Here is a 16,477-nt window from a genome sequence, read left to right on the forward strand (position 1 = left end):
GAGCGCGAGGGTGGTGGCGAGGGCGAGCGAGCGGAGCGGGTGCATGAGGTCCTCGGGGCGTGGAGCGGTTGGTGGCGGCGGGGATGGAGTAGTCAACGCGCCGCGGCGACGGCCGATCTACGATCGTGCTTGCGCCGTCCTCGTTAGTGTCATATAGACACCATTATGCCGACCGAGACCCGCGCGGGCTTCACGTTCTTCTGGCGACCGGACTCGCCGTTCTCGCAGTGGCACCCGTGCGCGTTCACGGTCGACGGCCACGCGTTCACCTGCGCCGAGCAGTTCATGATGCACGGCAAGGCCCGGCTGTTCGACGACGCCGACGTCGCCGCGCAGATCCTCGCGATCGACGACCCGCGCGCGCACAAGGCCCTGGGCCGGAAGGTCCGCGGCTTCGACGACCACCGCTGGAAGGTCGCGCGCGAGGCCATCGTCTACGCCGGCAACCACGCCAAGTTCACGCAGGCGCCGGCGCTGCACGCCGCGCTCCTGGCCACCGCGGGGACCACGCTGGTCGAGGCCAGCCCGCTCGATCGGATCTGGGGCATCGGGCTGGCGTCGTCGAGCCCGCACGCGACCGTGCCGGCGAAGTGGCGCGGCCTGAACCTGCTCGGTCAGGTCCTGACCCGCCTGCGCGACGACCTCGCGGCCGCCGCCGCCGCCGGCTGATCAGCCCGGGCGGGCCAGGCGCGCGCGCAGCTCGGCGGCGAGCTGATCGAACGCGGCCTGGTTGCGCGCGACCGCGGCCGGCCGGAAGTCGTCGTCGGCCAGCAGGTCCAGCACGCGCATCATCAACACGTACTCGGTCTCGGTCAGGCGCGCGACCAGCACGCCGTAGTACGGATCGTCGCGGCCGGGCTCGACCGGCGTCGCCGCCACCGCCGCGGCCTCGTCCTGGGGCGGCAGCCAGGCGCTGCGCCGGAGCGCGCGCTCGACGTCGGCGATGATCCCGTCGGCCAGCACCGGCGCGCGCTCGACCCGCGGCGGCGGCGATCCGATCCGCGGCGGGCGCGCCGGCGGTGGCGTCATCCGCGCCACCGGGGCGTCGGCCGCGGGGCGCGCCGCCAGCGCGGCTTGCAGGCGATCGACCTCGGCCTGGAGCGAGCGGGCGCGCTGGAACAGCGCCTCGACGTCGTCGCGGTAGCTCATGGCGCGACGGTACCAGGGCACGCACCCGGCGCGCTCAGCGCGCCGGTGCCGTCGTCGGTCCACGCGGTCGCGAACGGCGCCGCCGCGGACAGCCGGGTCACGCGCGCGCGCACGAGGTCGCCGTCGACGCCGACGGCCAGGTCGGGGTGCGGCGCCGGCGTCGGCGCGTGGACGATCGGCGTCAGCAGCGCCGACGCCAGGCACACCGCGTCGGCGCGCGTGAACCCGAGCGTGAGCACCCCGCCCAGGCGCCGATCGGCGCGGGTGTGGTCGAACAGGAAGTCCCCGAGCGAGTACGCGATGACCGCGCCGCGGTAGCGCTCGAACGGCTGCAGCACGTGCGGGTGGCCGCCGATCACCGCGCTGGCCCCGGCGTCGACCAGCGCCCGCGCCGCCTTGATCAGCCCGGCCGACGGCACCTCGGCGTACTCGCGGCCCCAGTGCATCAGCACGATCACCACGTCGTGATCGCCGCGCGCCCGCCGCACCAGCGGCGCCAGCGTCCTCGCCAGCCGGCGCTCGTCGACGTGGGGCAAGCGCGGCTGGCCCGGGCGCTGCTCGCCGTTGCGGACCGTGGTCGCGGCGATGACCGCGATCCGCCAGCCCGCGCGCTCGATCGTCTCGATCCGGATCGGCGCTCGCCGCTGGGCCGCGCCGACCGCGCGCAGGCCGAGCGCGGCGAGGTGGCGCGGGGTCTCGGCCACGCCGCGCGCGCGCAGGTCGTAGTGGTGGTTGTTGGCGACCGACACCACGTCGAAGCCGGCCGCGGCCAGGGTCGCCACCCGCGGCGGCGTCGCGACGAATCGCATCCGCGTCCCCCACGGGCTCGTGGCCGGGGGCGCCGCCATGACCGGGGTCTCCAGGTTGGCGAACGCCAGGTCGGCCGCCGTCACGACCGGCGCGACGGTCGCGAACGGATCGTCCTGCTCGGCCGCGATCGGCGCGAACCCGCCCGGGACGTAGCGCCCGAACATCACGTCGCCGACGAACGCCAGGGTCAGCTCGTCGGCGCGGACCGGGGCCGCGGGCGCGAGCCCGAGCCCGACCGCCGCCGCCGCGGCCAGCCTGGGTCGGAGGCCCCGCATCCATGCGATCTTGCCCATGGTCGGGCCGCCGCGTCCACGGTCACCGACCGCTACCCTGCGCCGCACCCGGAAGGCGCTTGCCTTGGGCACCCGATCCTTTATCTTCGCCGGCCCATGCGCGTCGGACCCATCGTCGTCGATCCGCCGGTCGTGCTCGCGCCCATGGCCGCGGTCACCGACCTGCCGTTCCGGACCGTGGCCGAGGAGCACGGCGTGGGCTTCACGATCACCGAGTTCCTGAGCGCCCACGCGCTGGCGGTGGGGGACAAGCGCACGCAGGGCAAGATGACCGCGAGCCTGGGCGGGCGGCAGTTCGGCGTGCAGATCTTCGGGCGCGAGGAGGAGCGGATGGCGATCGCCGCGCAGATGGCGGTGTCGATCGGCGCGTCGCTCGTCGACATCAACATGGGCTGCCCGGCCAAGCGCGTCGTCGCGGGCGAGTGCGGCTCGGCGCTGATGCGCGAGCCCGAGGTCGCGCAGCGGCTGGTGCGCGCGGTCGTCGCGGCGGTGCCGCCCGAGGTCCCGGTGACCGTCAAGCACCGCGCCGGCTGGGACGCGACCCACAAGAACGCGCCCGAGTTCGCGTGCGCCCTGGTCGAGGCCGGCGCCCGGATGATCACGGTCCACGGCCGCACCCGCACGCAGGGCTTCGCGGGCTCGAGCGAGCACGAGATCATCCGGCTGGTGCGCGAGGCGGTGCCGCGCGACGTGCCGGTCGTCGGCAACGGCGACGTGACCGACGTGGCCGGGTTCGTGCGGCTGCGCGAGGCCACCGGCTGCGACGCGGTCATGATCGGCCGCGGCGCGATGGGCAACCCGTGGCTGTTCGCGCGCATCGGCGCGGTCGCCGCCGGTCGTCCGGATCCCGGACCGCCGACGATCGAGGAGCGCCGCGACGTGTTCCGGCGCCACGTCGGCCTGATCCTCGAGCTCAAGAGCGGGCCCCGGGTGCTGCACGAGGTCCGCAAGGCGTGCGCGTGGTACGCGCGCGGCCTGTACGGCTGCAACCGCCTGCGGATCGAGGTCTGGGCCGCGCCCGGGGTCGAGGCCGCGATCGCGACCAGCGAGGCCTACTTCGCCGGGCTGCTCGACCGACGGTCCAGCCTGGGCCTGGCGCCCGAGGCCGATCGCGCCGAGATGGACGGCGGCGCCGGCGGCGTCGAGGACGCCGCCTGATGGTGCGCCCCGACACCAACCCGCGCGACTACCTGGTCGCGGAGAGCCCCGCCATGCGCGCGGTGGTCGCGACGATCGAGCGCATGGCCGACTCCGACGGACCGGTGCTGGTGTGCGGCGAGCACGGCACCGGCCGCGAGCTGGTGGCGCGGGTGCTGCACGTCGCCAGCCCGCGCCGCGCCGGCCGCTTCGTCGCGGTCCGCCCGACCTTCGAGTCCGCCGGCGGCGGCGACACCGGCGACGACGGCGAGCGCGCGCGCCGGGTGCTGCGCGCCGCCCAGGGCGGCACGCTCCTGGTCAAGGACGTGTGCGACGTCCAGGCCTCGGGCCAGCGGGCCCTGCGCCGCGCCATCCGCGCGCCCGAGCGCGAGCGCCGCCCCGACTCCTCGGGCGAGGTCTTCGACGTGCGCGTGGTCGGCTCGGCCGATCTCGATCTCGAGCGCGCGGTCGCCGCGAAGATGCTGACGACCGAGCTGTACGAGCCGATGGCGGCGCGGCGGATCGACGTGCCGCCGCTGCGCGATCGCGGCGGCGACATCCCGACCCTGGTCGAGCGGTGGGTGCGCCGCTACGGCGACGACACCGGCCGCGGCAAGCTCACCGTCTCGACCCGCGCCCACGAGCGCCTGGTCAAGTACCCGTGGCCCGGCAACGTCGCCGAGCTCAAGAACCTGTGCCGCCGGCTGGTCCTGCGCACGACCGGCAGCCGGATCGAGGCCGGCGACGTCGACGCGGTGCTGCCGGTGGTCGCCGAGCGCGTGCCGATGGAGGACCTGTCGTTCGAGGAGGTGGTCCAGGCCAAGCTGAGCGGCTTCCTCCAGCGCATGGACGGGTACCCGCTCCACGATCTCTACGACAAGGTGGTCGAGCGGGTCGAGCGGCCGCTGTTCGCGCTGGTGCTCGAGAAGACCGGCGGCAACCAGCTCAAGGCCGCCGAGATCCTGGGCCTCAACCGCAACACGCTGCGCAAGAAGCTCGACGCGCTGGGCGTGGCCCGCCGCGGCAAGGGCCGCGAGGACCGCGCGCTCGACGATTGAACACGGCCGCGCGCCGGCGCGCGCCGTGGCACGCTGAGGCCATGCGCGACCTCCGCCCTCGCCTCGCCGCCCTGATCCTGACCCTCGCCGCCCTCGCCGGCCCCGCCGCCGCCCGGCCGATCCGCGCCGAGGCCCGGGTCGCGGCCGCCGCCGCCACCTTCGCCGCGACCCAGCCGCGCCTCGCCGCGGGCGCCGCGACGCCCGAGCTGGTCTACACGTGGTCGGTGCGCTGGCTCGACGCCCAGCGGGACCAGCCGCTCAAGGGCAAGGCGCTCGCGGCCGCGGCCCGCGCCCACCTCGACCGCATGATCGCGCTCGAGACCGCCGTCACCGCGATGGTCAACGCCGGCACCCTGCCGACGATCGAGGGCGCGGCCGCGACCTACTACCGGGCCGAGGCCGAGCTGTGGGTCGAGCGCAAGGGCAAGCGCTGAGCTGCGCGCGGCGACCGGATCCGGGCGAGGTGGCATCGCCCGAGCGAATGCCGCCGACGTGCCCGCCGGCGCCGACGCGCGCCCGCACGCTTGCGCGCCCCGCGCGGACCTGGCTGGACGTGGTGTCCAGACGCGACGCTCAGCGCGCGTGGCTGGGATCGGCGCCGCGCGCGGCGAGCTGGGCCACGAGCTGACCGCGGTCGGTGACGCCCGACGGCGGCAGGAGCGTGATCCGCGCGGGGCTGGCCAGGAGCCGCTGGATCTCGAGCACCTCGAACATCGCGGTGGCGATCTCGCGATCGCCGGAGATCTCGCGCAGCGCCGCGCCGACGATCTCGGGCCGGATCGCGCCGGCGCGCGCGAACTCGACGGCGGCGGTGCGGTCGGCGCTCGAGGTGATGACGCTCACCTGGTTGGCGCCGTCCTGCCGGATCGCCGAGGTCACCTGCCGCAGCCGGTTGACGACCTTCTCCTCGATCTGGTGGGTCATGCCGGCGTCGCGGAAGTGGACCTTGCGGATGTAGATCGAGCCGACCTTGAAGCCCCAGTCCTGCGACCGCGGCGACACCTCGGCCCGCACCGTCTGCGACAGCTCGTGGCGATCCTCGAGCAGCCGGGCCAGCTTCATGTTCGACAGGCACCGCACCGTCGCGTTCGACACGTTGGCGTGCAGCGAGCCGCGCGGGTCCTGGTTCTTGAACAGGTACGCCACCGGATCCGAGATGAACATCTCGTACCAGACGCCGATGCCCATCGGCGCGCCCTCCTCGGAGTTGACCGGCTGCGACCGCAGGTAGGTCTGGTAGATGCGCAGGTCGAGGTCGTAGCGCTTGCCGAGCAGGGGCACGAGCAGCGCCTTCACGCCCATCTTGGGCCACAGCGACGCCAGGCCGGGCTCGTCGTAGACCGCCGCGACCTTGCCGAACAGCGTGTAGACCAGCGCCTGCCGCTCTTGCACGACGATGTAGAAGCCGAGCCCGCGGAGGATCGCGAGCACCGCCGGCACCGCGACCCACCAGCCGAGCATCGCGATCAGGGCCAGGGCCAGGACCGGGCCCGACATCACTTCGCCTCCACGAACGCGCGGTCGGCCTTGTCGTACAGGCCGAGCTTGAGGTTGCGCAGGTACGTGGTCAGCGCGTCGGGGCCCTGGGCCCGCAGGCGCGTCAGCTGGTCGGACAGCGCGCGCAGGGGCTCGACCTCGGCCTGGGCCCGCAGGGTCTCGATCTCGACCGCGCGCCGCGACTGCACGATCCGCTGATCGGCCGCGGCCTGCGCCAGGCTGATGTCCGACGACACCTGGTTGTAGGCCGTGTTGATCGCGGCCAGGGCGCTCTCGACCTCGTGCGGCGGCGAGATCTCGGTGATCAGCGACGCGTCGAGGTGGACGCCGTAGCGCGCCACCGACGCCGCGCACTCGTGGTCCATCATGTCGTTGAGCGCGCGCAGGTTCTTGCGCAGATCGTTGATCGAGATGCCCGAGATCGCCGAGGCGCCGGTGCGATCGGCGGCGAGGTCGCGGCCCTCGGTGTCGTCGCCGACCACCGCCGCCCGGGGCGGCTGCTCGAAGTTGGCGATGCGCTCGCGCAGGATCGAGATGAAGAAGCCCATCACGTGCACCACCGGGTGCTTGACCCCGAACAGGTACGCGTAGAGGTTCTGCTCGCTGACCCGGAACCGGATCTGCCCGGTCAGGCCGACGTGGAGCTGATCCTTGGTGACCGCGTCGAGCAGCGTGCCGTTGCGGTTGGCGCTCGGGGTCTCGGGATCCCAGGCCATGTTGACCGTGCGCGTCGCGATCGACACCTTGTGGACCCGCTGCCACGGCCACCGGAAGTACGGCCCGCCCGGCGGGATCACCTGCACCTGCGGGTAGTGGTAGCGCTCCTTCTCGGAGTCGCGCATGCCGGCGCCCTCGGGCGTGTAGACCGTGCTCGCGCCGAGGATCCGGCGGGCCCGGCCGAAGCTGGTGAGCACCGCGCGCTCGTTCTGATCGACGGTGTAGAAGCCGAGCACGACGTGGCGGACGACGAACCAGGCCAGGAAGCCCAGCCCGATCCCGGTCACCCAGCCTTGCCCGTGGACCTCGCGGACGACACCCCAGATGTCATTCATGCCCCGAGCCTGCGCCGGGGCGCCGGGGCGCACAACGGCGAAGGCGGGCAACCGGCGGCGGCCGGCAACCGCCGGCGGCGGGACGGCGGTCGCGCCGGTCGAGATCACAAAGGCCCTCGGGTTCGCGACCGGGTCGCGCGCCCGCGGTAGCGTCCCGTTCATGATCCGAACTCGACCTGGCCTCTCCGTGATCCTCGTGGCTGGCGTCGCGCTCTCCGCCGCCGCGCACGCCGGTCCGATCGGCGAGGTCGGCGTCGGCTACGTGGCGCCGATCGCCGACGAGCGCGACGACAGTCAGGACAAGCTCTACACCGAGATCGTCAAGGGCGGCCTGCACGTCTCGATGCACGTCGGCTGGCTGTTCCCGGTCTGGACTCGCCCCGACGTCCGCGTGCTGGTCGGCCCGGTGGCGTCGGCCGCGCACACGCGCTACGGCGACGTCAAGGCGGACGATGGCCTCGACGGCGTCACGCGCTGGCGCTTCACCGGCGGCGCGCGGGTCGCGGCGGAGCGCCCCGGCATGTCGGTCGCGCTCGAGGGCCTCGTCGGCACCGATCGTCCGAGCTACGACTTCAGCGGCCTCATCGAGAACTTCTGCGGTGACCCCACCACCAGCGGGCTGGGCTGGGAAGCGACCGCGATCGGCCAGCTCAGGCGCGGCCAGGTCGTCGCGGGCGCCTCCGCCGGCATCCTCCACGGTGATCACGTGGACGATCGCCCGGCCTGCACCGGCGGGATCGCGATCGACACCGTCGACTACACCAGCCTCGACATCGCGCTCCAGATCACGGTCGGCGTCAGCTACTGAGGCCCAGCCTCATCTGGACCAGGCGCCGGCGGCGAGGCCGGTGAGGACGGTGGCGGTCGTGAACAGCCGGCGCGGATCGGCGTAGAGCGTGCCGGCGTCGGGCTGCGCCCACGGCGCCGCGCAGCGCGGGTCGGTCAACCGCAGGATCGGCGCCGCGGGCCAGCCGCCGTCGTCGTCCTGCGTGGCCACGAGCGCGCGGCGCGCACCGGCGAGCGCGTCGTCGAAGCGCGCGCCCAGCTCGGCCCGACACGCGAGGCCGAGCCCGAGATCGAACGGCGTCGCGGCGTCGACGGCCCAGGCCGCGGCGATGGCGGTGGCGTCGAGGGGATGGCCCAGCTGGGTCAGCGCGGCGACGTTGTGCCGGGTCGCGTAGGCGTGGCTGTGCCACCAGTACGACGGCCAGGTGCCATCGGCGCGCTGCTGCGCGGCGGCGTAGGCGACGCCGGCGACGACCGCGGCGCGCGCGGTCGGCTCGGCCGCGAGGGCGCGCAGCGCCGCCGGGGTCACGTCGGCGTGGCTGTGGCCCCAGGTGTCGTCGGGATCGTCGCGGCGATAGGTCGCGAAGCCGCCGTCGACGCGCTGGAACGCCATCAGGCGCGCGACGCAGGCCGCGGGCACGGCCCGGCCCGCGGCCCGCAAGAACCGGATCGCGTGGGCCGTCGAGTCGGCGTCGCTGCTGGTGAACGCGTGGTAGCCCCAGCCGTGGTCGGCGCCCATCGCCTGCTCGCACCAGTCGGCGGCGCGGGCGATCGCCGCGGCGACCGCGGGTGACCGGTAGGCCGCCGGCAGCTCGGCCAGCGCGAGGCCGACGTAGGCCGTGACCCACGCGTCGGAGGGCCCGACCGGCAACGCGAAGTCGAGCCACTGGCCGCAGCTCGACTGGTGCGCCAGCAGGAAGTCGATCGCGTGGGTGATCGCGCGCATGTTCGCGACCGGCCCCGCGACCGCGACGTGCGGCGACCGCGACGCCGGCGCCAGCACGTCCGACGCCGGGGCCGCGGGCTTCAGGTACAGGTTGAAGCGCGGCGCCTTGGCGTGCGCCAGGCCGAGCCCGAGGAAGGCGTGGTGCTGCAGGCCCGCGGTCGACGGCGCCGCGCCCGCCAGCTCGTCGAGCACCACCTCGTACGTCGCCGCCGGGTAGCCCCACGCGTCGATCAACCCGCGGCTGGCCGCGCGCGCGCGCCGGCGTCGTCGTCGAAGCAGCAGTGGCTGCAGGCGTCGAGCTTCACGTCGACGGCGCCGGTCCCGGCCGCGAACTCGAGCGACACGACCAGCGCGCTCGCCGGCAACGGCCGGTCGTCGCGGACGTGGGCGGCCACGAACTGGTGGACCCGGGCGGCGTGACCGCCGTGCCCCGTGGCCGCCAGCAGCGCGTCGAGATCCTCCGTGCGCGCGCGGGTCGAGCGCAGGTACAGCTTCACCCGCCCGAGCCCGTCGGGCTCGGCCTCGAGCGCCACGCCCAGCGGCTCGGCGAACCCCGACACCAGCGGCGACAGATCGGCCAGCGCGGCGCACGCGTCGAGGCGACCGAGCCGGGCCAGCGTCCGGCCGGCCCGCAGCCAGCGCTCGCGGCGATCGCCGACCGCGCCGTTGACGTAGAGCCGCAGGCCGGCGCGCCCGCCGGGCAGGAACGCCAGCGCGACCCAGACGCCGCCCTGCCACGCGGTCAGCGCGGCGCGGTCGTCGGGGATCAGCGGCGCCAGCGCCGTGGCCAGCGCCGGCGCTGCGCCGGTCAGGCCCAGGCGCGCCAGCAGCGGGTCGAGCCGCGCCCGGGTCAGCGCGATCCGGCTCGGCACCGACGAGCCCGGCACACCGATCTCGGCGAGCAGGCGCAGGCCCCCGGCGCCGCCGCCCAGCGAGAGCGACAGCTCGAACGGCACGCCGTCGTTGTTGATCGTCGAGAACCGCGGCAGCGGCGCCCCGCGGTCGAGCGCCAGCGACTCGCGCGTGACCAGGTCGTAGGCGTCGAGCACCAGCGCCCGGGCCGAGGTCAGGTCGAACAGCGGCAGCAGCCGCTCGAGGTGCGCGCGCACGGCGGCGCCGAGGGTCGTGGTCGAGGGCTCGGGGATCACGGGCATGGGGCCTCCTCGCCGCGCCGCCGACGGGCGCGCCGCCACCGGGTCAGGACTTCTGGACGATCGTCACGTAGCCCTTGGGCCCGTCGCTGCCGCTGTGCCCGGGCTGGCCGTTGGCGCCGGGCGAGCCCGCGGCCGCCCGCGCGCCGTCGCCGCCGCGCCGCCCACCCTGCCCGGGGTCTCCACCCGGGCCGCCGCCGCCCGCGAGCCCGCCGACCCCGCCGAACGAGTTCGCGACCTGACCGGTCAGCACCGCCCCGGCCGTGAACAGGATCGTGATGTTGCCGCCCGGCCCGCCATTGCCGCCGTTGCCGCCCGCGCCGCCGGTGCCGCCGTCGCCGCCCGCGCCGCCGCCGACCGGATCTCGGCTGTACGCGCCGTCGCTGTCGCCGGCCCCACCGGGACCGCCGGCGCCGCCGTTGCCGCCCTTGCCGCCGACGCCGCCGCCGCCACCGTTGCCGCCGCGGGACTCGACCGCGACGTCGGTCAGCATCTCGGTGATCGTGATCGTCAGGTTGCCGCCGCCGGTGCCGTTCTGCCCGTCGACGCCGCGCGAACCGCCGCTGCCGTCGCCGCCGCGGCCGCCCGAGGTGGGATCGCTGCAGCCCGACGCCCAGTTGCAGTGGGCGTCGACGCCCTCCGAACCGTTGCCGCCGTTGCCGCCGTTGGTGCCTGCAGTGCCACTGGAGCCGTCGACTCCGCGAGCCAGGATGTCAGCCATGGTCGTTCTCCTTCAGGCCAGCTTGGCGGCCAGCGAGGTGCAGTTGATGCTCATGTACGAGTTGACGCGGATCTGTCCGCCGGTGTGGATCTTGATGTGCCGGGCCTGGACCGAGTGGTTGTCGGGCCCGTAGACCAAGGTCGCGTTGTGCCCGACGACGATGTCGCGCGCGAAGTGGATGACGATGTGCTGCAGGATCTCGCTCAGCTCGATCGGCAGCCGCGCGATCTTGGTCGAGTCGCCGAAGACGTAGGCGCGCGCGTAGTCGACCTTGGTGGCGTGATCGTGGTGCGCGACCAGGTGCGGCGCTGGGACGCGCCGGCGCCTGAACGTCGGCGCGTGCGGCACCTTGGCCGCGGTGGCGTCGGGCACGCCGATCCACTCCTTGAGCTGATCGAAGTCCTTCGGCTTCATCATCCGCCCGGCGTCCTTGAGCCAGCGGGCGCCGGCGATCGTCGGCTCGCTGTGCGAGACGTACACCGTCTCGTTGTCGGCGATGACCAGATCCTTGATCTTGGGCAGATCGTGGGCGAGGCCGAGTCGCCCGATCCGTGCTTCGAAGTCCGTCATGTCCATTGCCTCCGTGGGTTCGCTGGACGCGGCGCGGCCCTCGCCACGGACCGTGGCGGTCACCGCGTACGCCCCGTACGCCCCGTGGGACGCGGCCCCGCGCCGAGTTTCGCGGGCAACGTCTGGCAATCGCCGCGGCGGCGCCGTTCGCGCCACGGGTGCACGGCTGACGCCGTCTGATGTGTGGGCGATGCCGCCGAGCGCCACAGGTGGACGACTGACACCCCACGCTCGAGATCCGCCACCAGGCAGTAATAGAAACCGTATAGTTACATCTGACTGGGCCGCGGCACAGCGGTTGCTCAATGGTCCGGCCATGCCCCGGTTCGTCGCTGTCCTCGCCCTCGCGCTCGCCGTCACGGCTACCGCCTGCACGCACACCCACCAGGTCGCGACCACCGGCTCGCTGCCCGCGGACAGCGTCGATCACGGCCGAGGCGCGCTGGAAGGGGCCGGCATCGGGCTGCTCACCGGGGCCGCCACCGGCGCCGTCGCCGGCCTCGTCGACGGCGACGACCCGCCGTGCCTCGACACCGACTGGTTCTGCTTTCGCTTCGACGCCGGGGAGAAGGCCGTGGTCCTCGGGTTGGCCGGCGGCTCCGTCGGCGCGGTCGCCGGCCTGGTCCTCGGCGCCCTCGTCGGCAGCCGCGACACGTACGAGCGGACGCCGGGCTGGGTCCCCCTCGTGTCGACCAGCGCGGCGCCGGGCGCGGCGAGCGCGACCGCGACCTGGACGTTCTGAGCGCGTCACGCCGTTCGCCGCCAGCGCGCGCGCCGACCCCCGCCAGCGGCGCGCGCGATCAGCGCGGTGATCGCGCGCGGCGCAGCGTCGAGCCGCTCGGCGCGACGGGCGCCGCCTGAACCCCGCTCCGGACCTTGGGCCCGCCCGGGGGTGGACATCCGGGGGCCACGTCCGTACCTTCGCGACGCCATGGCCTCGCGACCCGGCATCATCGCCTTCGCCAAGGACTGGCACGAGGACCCCACCAGCAACCACCACGTGCTGATCGAGCTCGCGAAGACGCGACCGGTCCTGTGGCTGAACTCGGTGGCGACCCGGACGCCCAAGCTGACCAGCGGGCGCGACCTGGGCAAGATCAAGCGCAAGCTGGGCGAGTTCGCCCGGGGCCCGGTCAAGGTCCGCGACGACCTGTGGGTGTTCTCGCCGCTGGTGCTGCCCCTGCCCCACAACCGCTACGCGCAGCGGATCAACCAGGCGATCCTGAAGGCGACGATCGCGATCCTGCGCCGGCGCCTCGGCCTGACCGAGTTCGACCTGTGGACGTTCCTGCCCAACACCGCCGACTACGTCGGGGCCCTGGGCGAGCGCGCGAGCGTCTACTACTGCGTCGACGAGTGGTCGCTGTTCTCGTACCTCGACGAGCAGGCCACCAAGGCGGCCGAGGCCAGGCTCCTGGCCAAGGTCGACGCGTGCTTCGCGATCAACCACGCGCTGGCCGAGGCCAAGCGCGCGCAGCAGCCGGCCACGTTCGTGTCGCCCCACGGCGTCGATCACGCGCTGTTCGCGCGGGCGCTCGACGACGCCACCGCGCTCCCGGCCGACGTCGCGGCGCTGCCGCGGCCGATCGTCGGCTTCTACGGCACGCTCCAGGACTGGGTCGACTACGACCTGATCGCCGCGCTGGCCCGGCGGCACCCCGAGTGGTCGATCGTGCTGCTGGGCCAGGCGCTGGCCGACGTCAGCGCGGTCCGCGGCCTCGCCAACGTCCACCTGCTCGGGCGCAAGCCCCACGCCGAGCTGCCGGCCTACTGCAAGGCCTTCGACGTCGGCCTGATCCCGTACCGCATCGACGCGCGGATGACCTACGTCAACCCGATCAAGCTGCGCGAGTACCTGTCGGCCGGCGTGCCGGTGGTCTCGACGCCGGTGCCCGAGGTGGTGCGCTACCAGCACCTGTGCGCCGTCGCCGACGGCGTCGACGCCACCGAGGCCGCCGTGGTGGCCGCGCTCGCCGACGGCGGCCCGGATCGCCGCCGCGCCCGTTCCGACGCGATGCGCACCGAGACCTGGGCCGCCCGGGTCGCCGAGGTGGCGCGCGTGGTCGACGACATCGCTGGGAGAAAGAGGACGTCATGAGCCAAGCCCGCTACCGCGCCGGCATGATCGGTGCCGGCAACATCTGCGAGTTCCACGTCGCCGCCGTCCGGGCCCTGCCCGACGTCGAGCTGGTCGGCGTGGTCGACCTCGACGCGGCGCGCGCCGCCGCGTTCGCCGACAAGCACAAGGTCACGGTCTACCCGTCGCTCGAGGCGCTCGTCGCCGCCGGCGCCAACGTGATCCACGTGCTGACCCCGCCGTCGTCGCACGCGAAGATCGCGCGGGCCGCGCTCGAGGCCGGCTGCGACGTGATCGTCGAGAAGCCCGTGACCGAGGACCCGGCCGAGGGCCGCGCGCTCGCGGCGCTGGCCAAGGCCAAGGGCAAGACCATCACCGTCAACCACTCGCTGCTCTACGACCCCCAGGTCGAGCGGGCGCTGGCGGCGGTGCGGTCGGGTTCGCTCGGCCAGATCGTCTCGGTCGACATCCTGCGCGGCAGCGAGTACCCGCCGTACCAGGGCGGGCCGCTGCCGCCGCACTACCGCGACGCCGGCTACCCGTTCCGCGACATCGGCGTCCACTGCCTGTACCTGATCCAGGAGCTGCTCGGCACGATCGAGGACGTCGAGGCGTCGTGGCGCTCGCTCGGCGGCGATCCCAACCTCGCGTTCGACGAGTGGCGCGCGGTCGTGCGGTGCGCGCGCGGGCTCGGCCAGTTCCAGCTGTCGTGGAACGTCAAGCCGATGCAGAGCCAGATCATCATCCACGGCACCAAGGGCGTGCTCCGGGTCGATCTGTTCGCGATGTTCCACGGCAAGCGCGCGTCGACGCCGCTGCCCAAGGCCGCCGAGCGCCTGCTCAACGCGTTCACCGACTCGCTGCAGCCGCTGATCGACGTGCCGATCGGCGTCTACAAGTTCGTGCGCAAGGAGGTCCAGAGCTACCAGGGCCTGCGCAACCTGGTCGCCGACTTCTACCGGCGCCTGGCCGCGGGCGAGCCGCCGCCGGTGACCGTCGAGGACGCGGTCAACGTGGTCGAGTGGGTCGAGAAGGTCGCGCGCGCGGCCGACGCCGAGCACGCCGCGGCGCTGGCCCGGTTCACGCTGTCCGAGGCCGTGCCGTTCCTGGTCACCGGCGCGTCGGGCTCGCTCGGCGGCGCGGTGCTGCGGCGCCTGGTCGCCGACGGCAAGAAGGTCCGCGCGATGGTGCGGCGGGTGCCGACCCGGACGGTCCCGGGCGTCGAGTACGCGATCGGCAACCTCGGCGATCCGACCGCGGTCGACCGCGCGGTCAAGGGCGCCGAGACCGTCATCCACGTCGGCGCCGCGATGAAGGGCGGCTGGCCCGAGCACCTCGGCGGCACCGTCGTCGGCACCGGCAACGTGATCGCCGCGTGCAAGAAGTACGCGGTCAAGCAGCTCGTCCACATCTCGTCGATGTCGGTCATCGACTGGGCCGGCTCGGTCGGCAAGGGCGTGATCGACGAGCGCGCGGCGCTCGAGCCGCGGGCCGAGGAGCGCGGCGCCTACACCCGGGCCAAGCTCGAGGCCGAGAAGCTGGTCAGCGCCGCGGCCGCGGCCGGGCTGCCGTGCGTGATCCTGCGCCCGGGCCAGATCTTCGGCGGCGGCATCCCGCTGGTCAACGGCGCGGTCGCGCGCCGGGCCGGCGGCCGCTGGCTGATCCTCGGCGACGGCCAGCTCGAGCTGCCGCTGATCTACATCGACGACGTCGTCGACGCGATCATGGCGTCGGTCGCCAAGCGCCTGACCAAGGGCGAGATCATCCAGCTGATCGACGGCGCCCAGCTCAAGCAGACCGACGTGCTCGAGCTGACCGGCGGCGGCAGGATCATGACCGTGCCGCGGACGATCCTGTTCGGCCTCGGCAAGCTGTCCGAGCTGCCGCTGGGCGCGCTGGGCAAGCCGTCGCCGATCGCGCTCTACCGCCTGCAGTCGGCGCTGGCGCGGCTGTCGTGGGGCACCGGCAAGGCCGAGCAGCTGCTCGGCTGGACGCCGCGGGTCGGCGTGCGCGAGGGGATCCGCCGCGAGCAAGCCCGGACCTGATGCCGCCGAGCTACCGGGTCGAACCCGCGCCGCCGCTGGCGGTGCGCGCCGAGCTCGAGCGGCTGTGGCGGGACAACCTCACGCTCGAGGCGCACCCGGCCGACAAGTTCGCGTGGCTGTACCTCGAGGCGCCGGAGCCGCCCGCCACCGCGTTCGTGCTGACCGCGGACGGCGCGGCGGTCGGCACCGCCGGCGTCGGCGTGCGCCGGTTCCAGGTCGGCGCCGGGTCGGGCAAGGCCGGCCTGCTGGCCGATCTCGCCGTCGACAAGGCCCACCGCTCGGTCGGGCCGGCCCTGGCGCTGGTGCGCGCCGGCAAGGCGTTCGTCGACGCCGAGTTCGACCTGGCCTACGGCTTCCCGAACAAGCTGGCCGAGGGCGTCTTCAAGCGCGCGGGCTACCGACCGCTGGGCGTCATCGGCCGCTACGCCCTGCCGCTGCGCCACCGCGCGTTCGCGGCCCGGGTCGACGACGCCGCGGTCGCGCGCGCGCCCGCGTCGCTGCGGCCGTGGCTCCTGCGCGCGGCCCAGGTGCCGGCCCTGGCCGCGGTCGCCGGCGCCGCCGTCGACGTCGCCCAGCTCACCCGCAAGGTCCCGGCGGCGATCGCGGCCATCCGCCGGCTGCGCCTGGTCACCGCGGCCCGGCCCGACGGGCGCCTCGACGGGCTGTGGGCGAGCGCGCGCGCCAGCTACCAGGTGGTGGCGGAGCGCAGCGCCCGGTTCCTGGCGTGGCGGTTCCGGCCGCGGCCCGAGCGGACCTGGTGGTTGGCGTGCGATCGCCCCAGCGGCGACGTCCGCGCCTACGCGGTGGTCGATCTCGTCGACGGCATGGCCCACGTGCGCGATCTGTTCGGGCACAAGGACGACGTGATCGCGCTGATCGATCGGCTGCCGCTGGCGATGTACCGCGCCGGCGCGAGCTCGCTGTCGATGCGTTACCTGGGCGCGCCGTGGCTGGTGACGGCCTTGACCGAGCGCGGCCTGACCGAGCGCGCGTCGAACCGGATGATCGCGGTCACCGCCGGCGCGCGGGCCGCGGCCGCGGCGCGGGCGCTGATCACCGACGTCGGCGCCTGGCACCTGACCGACGCCGACGAAGACGTCTGAGTTCCAGAGGGTTCGTCGCCGAACCCAGGCAGGCGTCCCGGGGCCTCGACGTCTCGACGGTCTCAGTCCAGACCAGGGCGTC

The 16,477-nt window shown here is 74.3% G+C and carries 17 protein-coding genes; 9 read left to right on the plus strand and 8 right to left on the minus strand.

The annotated features are described in order from the left end of the window. Window positions 1-165: 165 nt before the first annotated feature. Complete coding sequence (locus IPL61_33300; GenBank protein ID MBK9036069.1) at window positions 166-669, plus strand: NADAR family protein; 504 nt, start codon at window positions 166-168, stop codon at window positions 667-669. On the opposite strand, the gene IPL61_33305 is transcribed toward IPL61_33300, so the two are convergent. Next, window positions 670-1,149, minus strand: coding sequence for a hypothetical protein (locus tag IPL61_33305; GenBank protein MBK9036070.1), 480 nt, complete (start codon window positions 1,147-1,149; stop codon window positions 670-672). After that, window positions 1,146-2,234 (minus strand): CapA family protein, encoded by a 1,089-nt coding sequence (locus tag IPL61_33310; GenBank protein ID MBK9036071.1) that lies wholly within the window; start codon window positions 2,232-2,234, stop codon window positions 1,146-1,148. The genes IPL61_33305 and IPL61_33310 overlap by 4 nt, the downstream gene beginning before the upstream one ends. A gap of 114 nt (window positions 2,235-2,348) precedes the next feature. Here IPL61_33310 and dusB point away from each other — a divergent pair, with 114 nt between their 5' ends. Genes dusB through IPL61_33325 form a run of 3 tightly spaced genes read left to right on the plus strand, consistent with a single transcriptional unit; the run spans window position 2,349 to window position 4,881 of the window. Then, window positions 2,349-3,410, plus strand: a complete 1,062-nt coding sequence (dusB, locus tag IPL61_33315) for a tRNA dihydrouridine synthase DusB (protein MBK9036072.1) — start codon at window positions 2,349-2,351, stop codon at window positions 3,408-3,410. Continuing rightward, complete coding sequence (locus IPL61_33320; protein ID MBK9036073.1) at window positions 3,410-4,447, plus strand: sigma-54-dependent Fis family transcriptional regulator; 1,038 nt, start codon at window positions 3,410-3,412, stop codon at window positions 4,445-4,447. The genes dusB and IPL61_33320 overlap by 1 nt, the downstream gene beginning before the upstream one ends. A 41-nt stretch (window positions 4,448-4,488) precedes the next feature. After that, entirely contained in the window at window positions 4,489-4,881 is a 393-nt protein-coding gene (locus tag IPL61_33325; GenBank protein ID MBK9036074.1) for a hypothetical protein, read from the plus strand. A gap of 139 nt (window positions 4,882-5,020) precedes the next feature. Here IPL61_33325 and IPL61_33330 read toward each other — a convergent pair whose 3' ends face one another. Together IPL61_33330 and IPL61_33335 are read right to left on the minus strand one after the other, a co-directional pair. Continuing rightward, window positions 5,021-5,944, minus strand: a complete 924-nt coding sequence (locus tag IPL61_33330) for an SPFH domain-containing protein (protein MBK9036075.1) — start codon at window positions 5,942-5,944, stop codon at window positions 5,021-5,023. Further along, on the minus strand, window positions 5,944-6,996 hold the full coding sequence (locus tag IPL61_33335; GenBank protein ID MBK9036076.1) for an SPFH domain-containing protein: 1,053 nt from the start codon (window positions 6,994-6,996) through the stop codon (window positions 5,944-5,946). Before IPL61_33335 ends, IPL61_33330 begins: the two co-directional genes overlap by 1 nt. Window positions 6,997-7,183: 187 nt before the next feature. Here IPL61_33335 and IPL61_33340 point away from each other — a divergent pair, with 187 nt between their 5' ends. Continuing rightward, a complete protein-coding gene (locus tag IPL61_33340; protein MBK9036077.1) occupies window positions 7,184-7,804 on the plus strand; it encodes a hypothetical protein in 621 nt (206 codons plus the stop codon). A gap of 9 nt (window positions 7,805-7,813) precedes the next feature. On the opposite strand, the gene IPL61_33345 is transcribed toward IPL61_33340, so the two are convergent. Genes IPL61_33345 through IPL61_33360 form a run of 4 tightly spaced genes read right to left on the minus strand, consistent with a single transcriptional unit; the run spans window position 7,814 to window position 11,170 of the window. Next, entirely contained in the window at window positions 7,814-8,962 is a 1,149-nt protein-coding gene (locus IPL61_33345; protein MBK9036078.1) for a hypothetical protein, read from the minus strand. After that, window positions 8,959-9,882 (minus strand): hypothetical protein, encoded by a 924-nt coding sequence (locus IPL61_33350; GenBank protein ID MBK9036079.1) that lies wholly within the window; start codon window positions 9,880-9,882, stop codon window positions 8,959-8,961. Before IPL61_33350 ends, IPL61_33345 begins: the two co-directional genes overlap by 4 nt. Before the next feature lie 43 nt (window positions 9,883-9,925). Beyond that, entirely contained in the window at window positions 9,926-10,600 is a 675-nt protein-coding gene (locus IPL61_33355; protein MBK9036080.1) for a hypothetical protein, read from the minus strand. A gap of 12 nt (window positions 10,601-10,612) precedes the next feature. Continuing rightward, window positions 10,613-11,170: a hypothetical protein gene (locus tag IPL61_33360; protein ID MBK9036081.1), complete on the minus strand. Its 558-nt coding sequence runs from the start codon at window positions 11,168-11,170 to the stop codon at window positions 10,613-10,615. Between the two features lie 316 nt (window positions 11,171-11,486). Here IPL61_33360 and IPL61_33365 point away from each other — a divergent pair, with 316 nt between their 5' ends. The 4 genes from IPL61_33365 to IPL61_33380 all read left to right on the plus strand — a co-directional run bounded on the left by IPL61_33365 (window position 11,487) and on the right by IPL61_33380 (window position 16,395). Further along, entirely contained in the window at window positions 11,487-11,912 is a 426-nt protein-coding gene (locus tag IPL61_33365; GenBank protein MBK9036082.1) for a hypothetical protein, read from the plus strand. Between the two features lie 189 nt (window positions 11,913-12,101). Next, complete coding sequence (locus IPL61_33370; protein MBK9036083.1) at window positions 12,102-13,268, plus strand: glycosyltransferase; 1,167 nt, start codon at window positions 12,102-12,104, stop codon at window positions 13,266-13,268. Then, the gene (locus IPL61_33375; GenBank protein ID MBK9036084.1) at window positions 13,265-15,292 is read left to right on the plus strand and encodes a Gfo/Idh/MocA family oxidoreductase; all 2,028 of its coding nucleotides are present in this window, start codon (window positions 13,265-13,267) and stop codon (window positions 15,290-15,292) included. Before IPL61_33370 ends, IPL61_33375 begins: the two co-directional genes overlap by 4 nt. Next, window positions 15,292-16,395, plus strand: coding sequence for a hypothetical protein (locus tag IPL61_33380; GenBank protein ID MBK9036085.1), 1,104 nt, complete (start codon window positions 15,292-15,294; stop codon window positions 16,393-16,395). The genes IPL61_33375 and IPL61_33380 overlap by 1 nt, the downstream gene beginning before the upstream one ends. Window positions 16,396-16,477 lie beyond the last annotated feature (82 nt).

Source organism: Myxococcales bacterium (assembly GCA_016717005.1).
GTDB lineage: Bacteria > Myxococcota_A > Polyangia > Haliangiales > Haliangiaceae > UBA2376.

Excerpts from the sequence above, each read along its gene's own strand:
- IPL61_33355 (MBK9036080.1), bottom strand. The coding sequence starts at position 10,600 with ATGGCTGACATCCTGGCTCGCGGAGTCGACGGCTCCAGTGGCACTGCA.
- IPL61_33335 (MBK9036076.1), bottom strand. The coding sequence starts at position 6,996 with ATGAATGACATCTGGGGTGTCGTCCGCGAGGTCCACGGGCAAGGCTGG.
- IPL61_33310 (MBK9036071.1), bottom strand. The coding sequence starts at position 2,234 with ATGCGGGGCCTCCGACCCAGGCTGGCCGCGGCGGCGGCGGTCGGGCTC.
- IPL61_33305 (MBK9036070.1), bottom strand. The coding sequence starts at position 1,149 with ATGAGCTACCGCGACGACGTCGAGGCGCTGTTCCAGCGCGCCCGCTCG.
- IPL61_33350 (MBK9036079.1), bottom strand. The coding sequence starts at position 9,882 with ATGCCCGTGATCCCCGAGCCCTCGACCACGACCCTCGGCGCCGCCGTG.
- IPL61_33300 (MBK9036069.1), top strand. The coding sequence starts at position 166 with ATGCCGACCGAGACCCGCGCGGGCTTCACGTTCTTCTGGCGACCGGAC.
- IPL61_33380 (MBK9036085.1), top strand. The coding sequence starts at position 15,292 with ATGCCGCCGAGCTACCGGGTCGAACCCGCGCCGCCGCTGGCGGTGCGC.
- IPL61_33330 (MBK9036075.1), bottom strand. The coding sequence starts at position 5,944 with ATGTCGGGCCCGGTCCTGGCCCTGGCCCTGATCGCGATGCTCGGCTGG.
- IPL61_33370 (MBK9036083.1), top strand. The coding sequence starts at position 12,102 with ATGGCCTCGCGACCCGGCATCATCGCCTTCGCCAAGGACTGGCACGAG.
- IPL61_33320 (MBK9036073.1), top strand. The coding sequence starts at position 3,410 with ATGGTGCGCCCCGACACCAACCCGCGCGACTACCTGGTCGCGGAGAGC.
- IPL61_33325 (MBK9036074.1), top strand. The coding sequence starts at position 4,489 with ATGCGCGACCTCCGCCCTCGCCTCGCCGCCCTGATCCTGACCCTCGCC.
- IPL61_33375 (MBK9036084.1), top strand. The coding sequence starts at position 13,265 with ATGAGCCAAGCCCGCTACCGCGCCGGCATGATCGGTGCCGGCAACATC.
- dusB (MBK9036072.1), top strand. The coding sequence starts at position 2,349 with ATGCGCGTCGGACCCATCGTCGTCGATCCGCCGGTCGTGCTCGCGCCC.
- IPL61_33360 (MBK9036081.1), bottom strand. The coding sequence starts at position 11,170 with ATGACGGACTTCGAAGCACGGATCGGGCGACTCGGCCTCGCCCACGAT.
- IPL61_33365 (MBK9036082.1), top strand. The coding sequence starts at position 11,487 with ATGCCCCGGTTCGTCGCTGTCCTCGCCCTCGCGCTCGCCGTCACGGCT.